The following is a 13,686-nucleotide window of genomic DNA, read 5'->3' as shown; positions in this document are numbered from 1 at the left end:
AACGTAAATAAAAAGAGCGGTCAAAAATGTTGTGTTTTTTGACCGCTCTTTCGTTTTCTTAATCTCTGAAGTTATTAAATTGGAATGGTTGGCCTAATTCAGCGCCTTTCACTAATTGAATAACAGCTTGTAAATCATCACGAGATTTGCCGGTTACGCGTACTTGTTCACCTTGAATTTGAGTTTGAACTTTGATTTTTGAATCTTTCACTAATTTAGTGATTTTCTTCGCCATCTCTGGTTCAATTCCTTGTTTTAATTTGATTTCTTTGGTGTAAAGTTTACCGTGGTGTTCACTTTCTGTTGGGATATCCAATGAGCTATGCTCAATGCCACGTTTTACAAACGCACCAATTAAGATTTCAATTAATTGTTCTAATTGGAAATCTGATTCGGTGGTCACTTTCACGGTTTCGCTTTTTTCATTTAATTCAATGACGGCTTCCACGCCACGGAAATCATAACGTGTACTTAATACGCGGTTTGCATTTTCAACCGCATTACGCACTTCGTGCATAGTAATTTCAGATACGATATCAAAAGATGGCATAAGTTTTCTCCCAAAATGAATTAAATTCGATCATTTGCACTTAAAAGACATAAAAGTGCGGTTAAGTCAGCAAAGTTTACCACAATTTGCGCTTGTTGTTGCACCTTCGGTTTGGCATGGAATGCCACACCTAATCCTGCAACATTCATCATCGCCAAATCATTGGCTCCATCTCCAATAGCAAGGGTGTTTTTGCGTGGAATACCGTATTCTTCAGCGAGTTTTTGCAAGGTGTTCGCTTTGTATTGTGCATCCACCACGCTACCTTTTACATTTCCAGTCAGCGTGCCATCAATAATTTCAAATTGATTAGACGCCGCAAAATCGAGGTTTAATAAACTTTTTAAGTAATCGGCGAAATAGGTAAATCCACCAGAAGCAATGGCGGTTTTCCAACCATGTTGTTGTAATGTCTTAATGGTTTCAATTAAGCCTGGCATTAAAGGCAATTTTTCACGTACTTGTTGCAAAATGCTTTCTGGCGCGCCTTTAAGCGTACCGACACGACGACGCAAACTTTGTTCAAAATCGAGCTCGCCACGCATTGCGCTTTCAGTAATGGCAGAAACTAATTCACCTGTACCAGCCAGTTTGGCAATTTCATCAATGCATTCAATTTGAATGGCGGTAGAGTCCATATCCATCACCAATAAACCTTTTTCTGATAATTTTGCATCAAAATCCAGTTTGGCGATGTCTAATTGCAGGTTGTGAGCATGGGCAATAAAATCGGCTAGCCATTCGCCTTTTAAAAGGACAATAGTATTTTTTTCAACGTTCCATGCATCAAAACACAGAAAAGTTTGACCGCACTTTTGTTGGAATTCGAGTAATTTGGCTAAATTCAGCGTTGTACCGTATAAAATAAACGCATGCGATTCATCGGAGTGAGGCAAATCAGACGAAAGTGCGGTGGGTAATTGGGGATATTTTTGGGTAATGCTTGCAAGGTTTTGAATTTGCATAGAAAATCCTGTAAATTGTGAATACTCATCTATTCTAGCCGATCTTGGCGAAAAAATGGAAAAACAACGTGCAATTAATTAAAGAAAAACTTCAAAAATCACTGATGTTTGGGCTCATCATTCTGCTTTGTATCGGTGCCATGGCGGTGATTTTATTTGGTGTGAAACAATTTAAGATCGGTTCACAGCTTTCAAGTGTGAATCAAGTAGCGAATTTATCGCATACTTTGGTTCGTCAGCAAGCCAATTTATTTTCAGTTTTATTAACCAATAATGCGAAATCCGATCAGCTCGTCGAAAATTTAGATAATTTAGTCAAAGAAAACTTTGTGCTCGATGCAACCATTTATGATTATAACGGCAAAGAATTGGCACAAAGTACCAATACCGGCAATCTTCGTGAGCAACTTGGTCTTGAGCATAAAAATGAAGGTGAGTTTTCAACACAACAAATTGTTGAACCGATTTACTCGGCTTCCAATAATGCGGTTCGTGGCTTTTTGCGCGTGACCTTTGACGCCCAATATGCTCAAACAACACAGAACAAAATCAATCAAGTTTTTCACCGCTTATATGGTGAAATTGTCGTGGTCTTTTTATTAGGCGCGTTATTCGCCAGTTCCATTCATTATTTTTTAAGTCATTATCGTCGAACATATCGAAAACCAGTGGAAACTAAAACAGTCGTCAATTTACAAGGTAAATCGAGTAGCCAACGTTTCCATCAACGTCGTCGAAGAATTTGATCAAGGTAAATAAAATTGCAAATATTGGTTAAGCCAATCAGTAAATAAGGTAGAATACTGAGAATTATTTAGATAGGAGAAAAACATGGCAACTCGTAGACAACTCGCCAACGCAATTCGTGCGCTATCAATGGATGCAGTACAAAAAGCAAAATCAGGCCACCCAGGTGCACCGATGGGAATGGCGGATATCGCTGAAGTATTATGGCGCGATTTCTTAAAACATAACCCAAACAATCCTAAATGGGCCGATCGCGACCGTTTTGTACTTTCTAATGGCCACGGTTCAATGTTGATCTATAGCTTATTACATTTAACAGGCTATGATCTTTCTATCGAAGATTTAAAACAATTCCGTCAATTACATTCTAAAACCCCAGGCCACCCAGAATATGGTTATGCACCAGGTGTTGAAACCACAACTGGTCCGTTAGGCCAAGGTATCACTAATGCAGTAGGGATGGCGATTGCTGAGAAAACCTTAGCAGGTCAATTTAACCGTGAAGGCCATGAAATTGTCGATCACCACACTTATGTGTTCTTAGGTGATGGCTGTTTAATGGAAGGGATTTCTCACGAAGCTTGCTCTTTAGCAGGCACATTAGGTCTTGGTAAATTAATCGCATTCTACGATGACAACAACATTTCGATTGATGGTCATGTTGATGGTTGGTTCAGTGATGATACGGCAGAACGTTTTGAAGCTTATGGCTGGCAAGTAATCCGTAATGTAGATGGTCACGATGCAGAACAAATTCGTGCCGCAACCATTCTTGCTCAAGCAGAAAAAGAAAAACCAACATTAATTATTTGTAAAACCATCATCGGTTTTGGTTCACCAAATAAATCAGGCTCTCATGATTGCCACGGTGCACCATTAGGTGATGAAGAAATCGCATTAACCCGTAAAGCACTTGGCTGGGAATATGGTCCATTTGAAATTCCGGCTGAGTACTATGCAGAATGGTCTGCGAAAGAAAAAGGCGCTGCAGCAGAAAAATCTTGGGAAGAAAAATTTGCCGCTTATGCAAAAGCATACCCTGAACTTGCAGCAGAATTTACACGTCGTGTAAACGGTGAATTACCAGCAAATTGGGCGGCAGAATCTAAAGCGTTCATTGAAAAATTACAAGCGAATCCTGCAAGTATTGCAAGCCGTAAAGCATCACAAAATGCAATCGAAGCTTATGCACATGTATTACCTGAATTCTTAGGTGGCTCTGCAGACTTAGCAAGCTCTAACTTAACGTTATGGAGTGGTTCTAAACCAATTCGTGCCCGCGAAAACGTAGGTGGTAATTATATCAACTATGGTGTTCGTGAGTTCGGTATGTCAGCGATTATGAATGGTATTGCTTTACACGGCGGTTTCATTCCTTATGGCGCAACCTTCTTAATGTTCTACGAATATGCACACAATGCGGTGCGTATGGCAGCATTAATGAAACAACGCACTTTATTCGTTTATACTCATGACTCGATCGGTTTAGGCGAAGATGGTCCAACTCACCAACCAGTTGAGCAAACCACCTCATTACGCTTAATTCCAAATCTTGAAACATGGCGTCCATGTGACCAAGTGGAATCAGCCATCGCATGGCAACAAGCGGTTGAACGTCAAGATGGCCCAAGTGCGTTGATCTTTACCCGTCAAAACTTAGCACAAATGGACCGCACTTCTGCACAATTAGATGCAGTTAAACGTGGTGCTTATGTGTTAAAAGACTGTGAGGGTACACCAGAGTTAATCTTCATTGCGACAGGTTCTGAAGTAGAATTAGCGGTGAAAGCAGCAGATGTATTGACTGCTGAAGGTAAAAAAGTACGTGTCGTCTCTATGCCAAGTACTAACCGTTTCGACAAACAAGATGCAGCGTACCGTGAAAGTGTGTTACCTGTAGCCGTAACCAAACGTGTTGCAATCGAAGCAGGTATTGCAGACTTCTGGTATAAATACGTCGGCTTTGAAGGTCGCGTGGTAGGTATGAATAGCTTCGGCGAATCAGCTCCAGCAGATCAATTATTCAAACTCTTTGGTTTCACCGTGGATAACGTAGTGGCAAAAGCAAAAGAGATTTTATAATTATTAAAATAGATAAGGGCAGGTCATGACCTGCCTTTCTTTTTTAAGAAAGTGCGGTCAAAAAATAAGAAAATTTTTGACCGCACTTTGTTTTTATCTGCTTTCACCTTGTTATCTAAGCCTTTTTTCGTCAATCCATTGAGTTAGCTTTTCAAGTTTGTTAGAATTTGCAGTACTTTTTGCAATAAGAATAAAACGTAAAAAGTGAGTTCGGAAGAAGGTAGCTGGAGAGTAGGGAATTGCCCCTACGCCGACGAGGTAAAATCTTTCAGGCGCAATCGCAAGATTGCAGGGACTGTTACTGGACGAACCCTTGGAGAGATCCATTGCATTTTATTGATGTAAATGGACGCCGAAGGCGCAAAAGAGCGGTCGATTTTTCGATTGTTTTCCAAACGCTCAGGCAAAAGGACAGGGGCAAAAGACAATCGGTATTATCAAAAATATTTCTATCGGGATTCTTCTTGTCTCCTTGTCGAGTTTATTTGTATTTTAAACGACGAGGAATCATCAATGTCATTACAGACAATCTTATCGGCTATTAGTAGCTTTATATGGGGACCGCCCCTACTTATTCTATTGTCCGGAACCGGACTTTATCTCACCCTTCGTTTAGGCTTTTTGCAAATTCGTTATTTGCCTCGTGCCTTGGGCTATTTATTTGCTCGTGGTGCAAATAAAGGCAAAGGGGACGTGTCTTCTTTTGCTGCACTTTGTACCGCATTAGCGGCAACCATTGGTACAGGGAATATCGTGGGTGTAGCGACCGCTGTGCAAGCGGGGGGGCCTGGCGCAATTTTTTGGATGTGGCTAGTTGCATTATTAGGCATGGCAACCAAATATGCCGAATGTTTGCTTGCAGTGAAATATCGTGTGCGCGATAAATACGGTTTTATGGCTGGTGGACCAATGTATTACATCGAACGTGGTCTTGGTATCAAATGGTTAGCGAAATTATTTGCGTTATTTGGGGTGTTGGTGGCCTTTTTCGGTATCGGTACTTTCCCTCAAGTGAATGCGATTACGCATGCGATGCAAGACACCTTTAACGTGCCTGTTGTGATTACTGCAACAGTGGTGACGGTATTGGTCGCGATGATTATTCTTGGTGGAGTAAGACGTATTGCGAGAGCCTCTGCAGTCATTGTGCCTTTTATGGCGCTGGGTTATGTGACGACCTCAATTATCATCTTAATCGTTAATTACGATAAATTACCAGCTGCAATTTCATTAATTATTCAGAGTGCGTTTAATCCTCAGGCAGCTTTAGGTGGAGCAGTTGGCTTTACCGTGATGAAAGCCATTCAATCGGGTGTGGCGCGCGGTATTTTCTCAAATGAATCAGGTTTAGGGAGTGCGCCGATCGCAGCCGCAGCAGCGCAAACGAAAGAGCCCGTTCGCCAAGGTTTAATTTCGATGACAGGAACATTCCTAGATACCATCATCGTATGTACGATGACGGGCTTAGTGCTTGTGATTACGGGTGCATGGAGCAACCCAGAGCTTTCAGGTGCAAGTGTGACTAACTATGCTTTTGCACAGGGATTAGGTACATCATTTGGTGCAACGATTGTAACAGTAGGATTATTATTCTTTGCTTTCACCACTATTTTAGGGTGGTGCTACTACGGTGAGCGTTGTTTCCTTTACTTAGTCGGTATCCGTGGTATTAAATTGTATCGCTTCGTGTTTATTGTTCTAGTTGGAGCGGGTTCATTCCTCACCTTAGATTTAATCTGGATCTTAGCGGATATTGTGAATGGTTTAATGGCCTTCCCGAACTTAGTTGCATTAATTGGTTTACGCAAAGAGATTATTTCAGAAACCAAAGATTACTTCGAACGTTTAAAAGCGACGCAACATGATCAAGATGAATTAGCCTAATTTAGGCTCGTAAAAAGAAAAGGGAAGCAGAACGCTTCCCTTTGTTGTTTACAGCTTTACATCATAACAAGTTTACACGGAAATGAAATCACATTTTTTCAGAAATTAGATCCCGATCATATTTTTGAACATTTGTTTTTTTATTTACCTAAAAGCACTTGAAAAAGTGGTTCAAGGTCGATATGTTGTTATTAAAGATGAACGGAACCGAAGGGTTCATTTAAGCAAAAGAGGTAAATGCTATGACACTCAATATCACAAGTAAACAAATGGAAATCACCCCTGCAATTCGTGAACATGTGGAGGGAAGACTTGCAAAATTAGAGAAATGGCACACTCAACTGATTAGCCCGCATTTTGTTTTAAGTAAAGTACCAAACGGCTTTTCTGTAGAGGCTTCAATTGGAACTCCATTAGGTAATCTGTTAGCCACTGCAACGGCTGATGATATGTATAAAGCGATCAATGAAGTCGAAGAAAAATTAGAACGCCAGTTAAATAAACTTCAACATAAAGGTGAATCTCGCCGAGCAGATGAGCGTTTGAAAGATTCTTTTGAAAAATAAAGGATAATGAATAAATAAAAGGGCGAACATGATGTTCGCCCTTTTTTAGATATCTTGAATCACTAATTGCAACGCATGACGTTGGAATTGTTTTGCTTTACGGTGTTTTAAGCGTCTTAAACGCAAGTTGCGTGAGGCAGAGATATCTCTTGATGCTTTTTTCTTTAAAAAAGTTTTTCTTTTTAACATCTTTTTCTCCTTGTTTTCTTTGAGTTCAATAAAACGTTGCTTTTTCTGACCGCACTTACTCTGTTGCAGTCGCTTGGTTTTCTTGAACGCGATGATAATTCACAATGCTGTTCATGTAACGGCGAATATTTTCGACATATTGGTAGGCTTCATAGCCTCGGGCGTAGCCATATTTTAAGTTTGAATAATGGCGCTTTTCCGATAATAGTTGAAGATTATTTTTTACATCTAACCAGTTATCTGGGTTACCACCTAATTTTTTTGTTAAGCGACGTGCGTCCAAAATATGCCCTAATCCCATATTATATGCTGCTAAAGAATACCAAATTCGATCTTCTTCTGGAATACTGTCTGGCATTTGGTCGAGTAGCCAATGCAAATACTCCGATCCCGCTTTTATACTTTGTTCGGCATCCGTGCGATTATTAATATTCATCCGCACAGCCGTATCTTTGGTAAGCATCATCATCCCGCGTACACCTGTTGGAGAGGTGGCATAAGGGTCCCAATGCGATTCTTGATAGGCCACTGCGGCTAATAATCGCCAGTCTAAATTCCCTTTATATTTTTCAAAGAGCGGTTGATATTGAGGCAGAATTTTTTCAACCGCCTCCAGATAAGCCTGAGTATCTACATAATCAAAGGCAGTAATATGGCGGAAATATTTTTCCTCAATACGATCAATTAATCCCGTTTCAATGGCATTATTCATAAAATCCAATAAGCCTGCTTGTAGCTCATTATAGGATTGATTGGAAAGATACCAATGCACGGTCATTTCATCGGTTAAGTCAAATGCAATTGCTAAGTTAGGGCGAATTTGTTGTGCTGCCGCCACATCAATACTGTTTGCAATAGTATAAGGAATTTTGCCTTCCGCTACTTGAATCAATAATTCCTCTTGGGTCAGCTGCTTGTTATTCTGCCATTTAAGAGCAGGAAGTTTTTTCTGTGCAAGGGATAATAATTTTTCTAAGTCTTCTCCTGCAGAAATAATAATTTCTTGCTGGACTTGTGCTAAATCTTTCGGGCGATTTTCACCTTTTTTATACACAAGCTGCCAAGAGGCAGAGGTGTAAGATGGTCCTAACTGAAATTTTTCTGCACGCTGAGGCTGGAACAAAAGATTCGCAGCGGCGATATCAATATTATTGTTCTCCAATTCATTAAAAAGTTGATCGTTATTTTCTAAGGTTTTAATTTGTAAGCGAACCCCTAAATAATCAGCAAAGTTTTTTGCTAATTCGTATTCCAAGCCTGATTCGCCTTCATTCCCAATAAAATAGTAAATGGGATTATTAATGGTGCCGACAATCAGGCTACCGCGATTTTTGATCGTGGTGTAAGGGTTTTGCTCCGATTGCATAATTTTTTGCCAAGGGAAGACCATATCAATTGCCCAAAGTAATAATGCAAAAGCAGCAATAATACGTAAAAATAGACCTTTCAATAGATAAACCTTATAAATTGAGATAAGAGACGATTGTAACGAGAATTAAGACAATAAAAAAGCCCCTTTTACTTCAAGGGGCTGTTAAATAAGGATTAACGTTGGCGATCTCGGCGACCACGTTCATTAAAACTGCGGTCATTTTTATCGTTAAATTTACGCTGACGACGCTCACCATTACGTTCACCACGGAAACGATCTTGGCCTCGGTCTCCACGTTCATTACGGCGACCTTTTCCACCAAAGTCATTGCCACCACGTCTGTTGTCTGACTGTGCTGCACCCATAAAGCTCATTTGCATTTGTTTATTTAAAACGCGAGTTTTTCCGAATTGTTGGAGCAATTCTTTTGGCATACCTTGTGGTAATTCAACAGTAGAGTAGTCATCGTAAAGTTTGATATGGCCAATGTAACGGCTGTTAATATCACCTTCATTTGCGATCGCACCTACGATATGACGCACTTCTACACCATCTGCACGACCTACTTCGATGCGATATAAATCCATCGGCTGTGGTGTGCCGTAGCCTTTACGTTCACCACGACGTTCAGCTGAACGTGGATTTTCACGACGATCACCGCGATCATGACGGTCACGACGACGTTTATCCATTGGTGGATCAGGTGGAAGAATGAGTTTTTGTTTTCCTTGAAGTAACATCAACATGGCTGCAGCAATATCTTCTTGATCCTGATCTGCCGTGAATAAATCTTCCAATAAGCTACGATACATTTCCAGATCGTGATGTTCCAATTGTTTGGTGATCTTGTCTTGGAATTTTTTACGACGACAGGCTTGCAATACTTCATGATTTGGCAATTCAACTTCATTGATTGGTTTTTTCATCAAGTGTTCGATATTGCGAAGTAAACGGCGTTCACGTGGTTCAACGAATAATAATGCACGACCAGAACGACCAGCACGGCCAGTACGGCCGATACGGTGAACGTAAGACTCTGCATCAAGTGGGATGTCATAGTTCACTACAAGGCTGATTCGTTCAATATCAATACCGCGCGCAGCCACATCGGTTGCAACGACGATATCAAGGCTACCATTACGTAAGCGATCTAAGGTTTGTTCACGTAATTGTTGGGTCATATCACCGTTTAATGCCGCAGCACGGAAACCGTGTTTTTCTAATAATTCGGTCACATCAAGTGTACCTGTTTTAGTGCGGGTAAAAATGATTGCCGCATCAAACTCTTCCACTTCTAAGAAGCGTAATAACGCATCATTTTTACGGAAACCTTGAACATACCAACAGTTTTGTTCAATATCCGGCGCATTATCGTTATTTACTTTGATTTTCACTTCTTGTGGATTGTTCATGAAGCGTTTTGTGATACGACGAATTGGCTCAGGCATGGTTGCTGAGAAAAGGGCAGTTTGGTGCTCTTCCGGTAATTCAGCCATAACGGTTTCTACATCATCAATAAAGCCCATACGAAGCATTTCATCTGCTTCATCAAGTACGATTGCTTTTAATTCAGATAGATTTAATGTGTTACGACGGATGTGATCTAAAATACGACCCGGTGTACCTACAACAACTTGTGCACCTTGTTTTAATGCACGTAATTGAATGTCATAGCGTTGACCACCATAAAGAGTCACGATGTTAATGCCTTTTGCATATTTCATGAAGTGTTCACAAGCATCAGCAACTTGAATGGCAAGTTCACGCGTTGGTGCCATCACCAATAATTGTGGATGTTTTGCGGCAGGATCAATTTTTGCCAAAATAGGCAAAGAGAATGCGGCAGTTTTACCACTACCAGTTTGTGCCATACCAAGTACATCTCTGCCTTCTAGAAGAGCAGGAATACAAGCTTGTTGGATTGGCGAAGGTGTTTCAAAACCAAGGTCAGAAACGGCTTTTAGAATGAATTCAGGCAAGCCTAAATCATTAAAAGTGATTTTGTCTGTCATTAAAATGCTCGAATATAATTAAGGAAAGCTCAATTTAGCTTTCAGGTTTATTTGTTATAAAAGAAGGAGGCAAGTCTAAAAAACAGCTGTTTTTGTGACCGCACTTTTTTCTTCTTTTTCGTCTTCAGTTTGAGCTGGTTTCAATTTCATCAGCTCTAACACGGCAAAACGATACTCAACAAAGTTATACACCTGATTCGCAATAGCAAGTTTGAATAAAGCCGCAGCTTCATCAATTTGCCCCAAATTGAGTTTTTGTTTTGCTAGATAAAAGTAGGTTTCGGTTAATATTTCTGCATATTGTTGCGAGTTTTCTGCAAATTTGGTTGCCCGCTCTTGCAAGTCACTCACGGAGATATTACCTAAATAGTATTGAACGATATTTGTTCCCCAGAAGTCCTTAGATAGCCCTTTAGCTCGTTCAACAAGGTTGGCATGGGCTTCTTGTGGTTTTAATTTTTGTTCGTTCAAATAGAGCCAGAGTACGCGATAAGGATCTTTGGTATCGGCTTCGTAAAACTTCATCAAATCGTCTTCAGCAAGATTATAGCGTTCGACGTAATAAAAATTTAAACCACGATTAAGGTGGGTATAGTCATAACTTGGGTCCAATTCAAACACCGCATTAAAGGTTTCTAATGCACTGTCGTAATCTTCTTCAAGTAGTAAGTAAAGCCCTAAATAATTGTAAACAGAAGCCATCTTTGGCTGTAACGCGAGGGCTTGTGTAAAGTCATAACGAGCGAGGCCCCATAAACCGAGGGAATCATATAATACGCCACGTTCAAAGTGAAGCGTCGCCCGTTCTTCATTACTCATTTTTCCAACTAATAAAACCTGCCCGATTCGGGTAATCATCACTTCTTGTTCGAAGTGCGTATTCGGCGTTTGATCCGCTAGCACGACTTTATTTGGTGCGACAAACACGTTTCCCGATTGTACACAACCGGAAATAAATAAAATCACACTTAGGCTAGACAACGAAACTAGAAAACGGAATAACCGAAAATACTGCATTGTTTTATAAGTTAGTTTGATAATCAAAATGGGTGTGTAAACTGTATTCACACACCCTGTGAGATTATTCTTGTTCTTCTGAAATGTCTTCTGCTGATGCAGATTCTGCTTCAGTTTCTTGTTTTGGTGCAAGATCTTTCATGGTTAAGCGGATACGACCTTGGCGATCGATTTCAACCACTTTAACTGTCACTTCTTGACCCACTTGAAGATAATCACTCACTTTCTCCACGCGTTCTTCTGCGATTTGAGAAATATGAACTAAACCTTCTTTATTTCCAACGATAGCGACGAATGCACCGAAGTCAGCAAGACGAGTTACTTTACCTTTGTAAATTGCGCCAGCTTCAACTTCAGCCACGATTTCTTCAATACGCGCCATCACGTTTTTCGCTGCACTGCTATCTACTGCAGCAATTTTCACTGTACCATCATCATCGATATCGATAGACGTACCGGTTTCTTCAGTTAATGCACGGATAGTTGCACCACCTTTACCGATAACATCTTTGATTTTCTTCGGATCAATTTTCATGGTGTGAATACGCGGCGCGTAGTCAGAAATATCTGCACGAGGTGCAGGGATTGCTTGTTCCATTACACCAAGAATGTGCATACGTGCACCTTTTGCTTGGTTTAATGCAATTTGCATAATTTCAGGGGTGATACCTTCAATTTTGATGTCCATTTGAAGTGCGGTGACACCTTCACGTGTACCGGCCACTTTGAAGTCCATATCACCTAAGTGGTCTTCATCACCTAAAATATCTGAAAGAACCACAAATTTCTCTTCTTCTTTCACTAAGCCCATTGCGATACCTGCAACAGCGGCTTTGATTGGAACACCCGCATCCATTAATGCTAAAGATGCACCACATACAGATGCCATAGAAGAAGAACCGTTAGATTCAGTGATTTCAGATACAACACGCACGACATACGGGAATTCTGCTAGGCTAGGCATAACAGCCGCTACACCGCGTTTTGCTAAACGACCGTGACCGATTTCACGACGTTTTGGTGAGCCGATCATACCGGTTTCACCTACAGAGTATGGAGGGAAGTTGTAGTGGAATAAGAAGTGATCTTGACGTTCACCCGTTAATTCATCAATGATTTGTGCATCACGTTCAGTACCTAAAGTCGCTACGGCTAATGCTTGCGTTTCACCACGGGTGAAAATTGCAGAACCGTGAGTACGTGGTAATACACCAGTACAAATATCTAATGCACGAACGGTATCAACGGTACGACCATCAATACGTGGTTCACCTGCAATGATACGGCCACGAACGATTTGGCTTTCAAGTGCGGTGAAAATATCCACGATTTTACCCTCGCTGATTTCTTCATCTTCAGCTGTGATTTGTGCAATCACATCCGCTTTAATCGCATCGATCTGTTCGTAACGTGCTTGTTTTTCAGTAATGCGGTATGCATCGCCTAAACGTGCTTCAGCAATCGCTTTTACTTTGTTGATTAAATCTGTGTTTGGTTGTGGTGCAACCCAATCCCAACGTGGTTTGCCTGCTTCTTTGGCAAATTCTTTGATTGCTTCAATTACAACTTGTTGTTGTTGATGACCGAATACCACTGCCGCTAACATTTGTTCTTCAGTTAAAATGTCAGCTTCAGATTCAACCATTAATACGGCTTTGTCAGTACCTGCAACCACTAAGTCCAAACGGCTTTGTTTTTGTTCGGCCATAGTTGGGTTTAATACGAATTGGTTGTCGATAAAACCAACGCGCGCTGCACCGATAGGGCCATTGAAAGGTACACCAGATAAGGTTAATGCTGCAGAAGCACCGATCATTGCCACTAAGTCAGGGCTGATTTGTGGGTTTACAGAAACTACAGTTGCCACAACTTGGATTTCGTTGAAGAAACCTTCTGGGAATAATGGACGAATTGGACGGTCGATTAAACGTGCGATTAAGGTTTCGCCTTCAGATGGACGACCTTCACGTTTGAAGAAACCACCAGGGATTTTACCCGCCGCATAAGTACGCTCTTGATAGTTTACGGTTAATGGGAAGAAGTCTTGACCTTCCTTCACATCTTTTTTAGCAACAACAGTCACGAATACCGTGGTATCGTCCATGCTTGCCATGACCGCAGCAGTTGCTTGACGTGCAATTGCGCAGGTTTCTAGAGTAACGGTATGTTGACCGTATTTAAATTGTTTAACAATTGGATTCACAATGTTTTCCTTCAAAATAATATTTAAAACAAAGCTTTATTTTCCAGATTGCGACTAGCAAAAGAAATCTCTCGAAAAAATGACCGCACTTTGGTCGTT

11 protein-coding genes and 1 riboswitch are annotated in these 13,686 nt (G+C 40.8%); of the genes, 4 read left to right on the top strand and 7 right to left on the bottom strand.

Annotated elements, in window-relative coordinates:
- Positions 1 to 58: 58 nt before the first annotated feature.
- Complete coding sequence (locus HMPREF3020_RS07995) at positions 59 to 550, bottom strand: YajQ family cyclic di-GMP-binding protein (protein ID WP_049371578.1); 492 nt, start codon at positions 548 to 550, stop codon at positions 59 to 61.
- Positions 551 to 570: 20 nt separating this feature from the next.
- Positions 571 to 1,515 carry a phosphoserine phosphatase gene (gene serB, locus HMPREF3020_RS07990; protein ID WP_070776134.1) on the bottom strand — a complete coding sequence of 315 codons (945 nt, stop codon included), beginning with the start codon at positions 1,513 to 1,515 and terminating at the stop codon, positions 571 to 573.
- A 68-nt stretch (positions 1,516 to 1,583) separates the two neighbouring features.
- Between serB and HMPREF3020_RS07985 the strand changes: the two genes are divergently transcribed.
- The 4 genes from HMPREF3020_RS07985 to hpf all read left to right on the top strand — a co-directional run bounded on the left by HMPREF3020_RS07985 (position 1,584) and on the right by hpf (position 6,794).
- Positions 1,584 to 2,261: a YtjB family periplasmic protein gene (locus tag HMPREF3020_RS07985; protein ID WP_144049853.1), complete on the top strand. Its 678-nt coding sequence runs from the start codon at positions 1,584 to 1,586 to the stop codon at positions 2,259 to 2,261.
- An 85-nt stretch (positions 2,262 to 2,346) separates the two neighbouring features.
- Positions 2,347 to 4,344: a transketolase gene (tkt, locus tag HMPREF3020_RS07980; RefSeq protein WP_070776133.1), complete on the top strand. Its 1,998-nt coding sequence runs from the start codon at positions 2,347 to 2,349 to the stop codon at positions 4,342 to 4,344.
- Positions 4,345 to 4,647: 303 nt separating this feature from the next.
- Positions 4,648 to 4,769, top strand: a riboswitch (glycine riboswitch).
- An 88-nt stretch (positions 4,770 to 4,857) separates the two neighbouring features.
- Positions 4,858 to 6,228 (top strand): alanine/glycine:cation symporter family protein, encoded by a 1,371-nt coding sequence (locus HMPREF3020_RS07975; protein ID WP_070776132.1) that lies wholly within the window; start codon positions 4,858 to 4,860, stop codon positions 6,226 to 6,228.
- 242 nt (positions 6,229 to 6,470) lie between these two features.
- The gene (gene hpf, locus HMPREF3020_RS07970; RefSeq protein WP_005695412.1) at positions 6,471 to 6,794 is read left to right on the top strand and encodes a ribosome hibernation-promoting factor, HPF/YfiA family; all 324 of its coding nucleotides are present in this window, start codon (positions 6,471 to 6,473) and stop codon (positions 6,792 to 6,794) included.
- A gap of 45 nt (positions 6,795 to 6,839) precedes the next feature.
- Here the strand turns inward: hpf and HMPREF3020_RS09490 are convergent, their stop codons facing one another.
- The 5 genes from HMPREF3020_RS09490 to pnp all read right to left on the bottom strand — a co-directional run bounded on the left by HMPREF3020_RS09490 (position 6,840) and on the right by pnp (position 13,587).
- Positions 6,840 to 6,983: a hypothetical protein gene (locus HMPREF3020_RS09490; RefSeq protein WP_005697833.1), complete on the bottom strand. Its 144-nt coding sequence runs from the start codon at positions 6,981 to 6,983 to the stop codon at positions 6,840 to 6,842.
- Between the two features lie 55 nt (positions 6,984 to 7,038).
- Positions 7,039 to 8,433, bottom strand: coding sequence for a membrane-bound lytic murein transglycosylase MltF (mltF, locus tag HMPREF3020_RS07965; RefSeq protein WP_049372788.1), 1,395 nt, complete (start codon positions 8,431 to 8,433; stop codon positions 7,039 to 7,041).
- 95 nt (positions 8,434 to 8,528) lie between these two features.
- Positions 8,529 to 10,367 (bottom strand): DEAD/DEAH box helicase, encoded by a 1,839-nt coding sequence (locus tag HMPREF3020_RS07960; RefSeq protein ID WP_070776131.1) that lies wholly within the window; start codon positions 10,365 to 10,367, stop codon positions 8,529 to 8,531.
- A 75-nt stretch (positions 10,368 to 10,442) separates the two neighbouring features.
- Positions 10,443 to 11,384 carry a lipoprotein NlpI gene (gene nlpI / locus HMPREF3020_RS07955; RefSeq protein ID WP_070776275.1) on the bottom strand — a complete coding sequence of 314 codons (942 nt, stop codon included), beginning with the start codon at positions 11,382 to 11,384 and terminating at the stop codon, positions 10,443 to 10,445.
- A gap of 64 nt (positions 11,385 to 11,448) precedes the next feature.
- A complete protein-coding gene (pnp, locus tag HMPREF3020_RS07950; protein ID WP_070776130.1) occupies positions 11,449 to 13,587 on the bottom strand; it encodes a polyribonucleotide nucleotidyltransferase in 2,139 nt (712 codons plus the stop codon).
- Positions 13,588 to 13,686: the final 99 nt, after the last annotated feature.

This window comes from Haemophilus sp. HMSC068C11, from assembly GCF_001815355.1.
Lineage (GTDB): Bacteria > Pseudomonadota > Gammaproteobacteria > Enterobacterales > Pasteurellaceae > Haemophilus_D.
The sequence above is the reverse complement of the archived record's forward strand: the minus strand, read 5'-3'. Positions and strand labels throughout refer to the sequence as shown.

Excerpts from the sequence above, each read along its gene's own strand:
- HMPREF3020_RS09490 (WP_005697833.1), bottom strand. The coding sequence starts at position 6,983 with ATGTTAAAAAGAAAAACTTTTTTAAAGAAAAAAGCATCAAGAGATATC.
- nlpI (WP_070776275.1), bottom strand. The coding sequence starts at position 11,384 with ATGCAGTATTTTCGGTTATTCCGTTTTCTAGTTTCGTTGTCTAGCCTA.
- HMPREF3020_RS07960 (WP_070776131.1), bottom strand. The coding sequence starts at position 10,367 with ATGACAGACAAAATCACTTTTAATGATTTAGGCTTGCCTGAATTCATT.
- HMPREF3020_RS07975 (WP_070776132.1), top strand. The coding sequence starts at position 4,858 with ATGTCATTACAGACAATCTTATCGGCTATTAGTAGCTTTATATGGGGA.
- tkt (WP_070776133.1), top strand. The coding sequence starts at position 2,347 with ATGGCAACTCGTAGACAACTCGCCAACGCAATTCGTGCGCTATCAATG.
- serB (WP_070776134.1), bottom strand. The coding sequence starts at position 1,515 with ATGCAAATTCAAAACCTTGCAAGCATTACCCAAAAATATCCCCAATTA.
- hpf (WP_005695412.1), top strand. The coding sequence starts at position 6,471 with ATGACACTCAATATCACAAGTAAACAAATGGAAATCACCCCTGCAATT.
- HMPREF3020_RS07995 (WP_049371578.1), bottom strand. The coding sequence starts at position 550 with ATGCCATCTTTTGATATCGTATCTGAAATTACTATGCACGAAGTGCGT.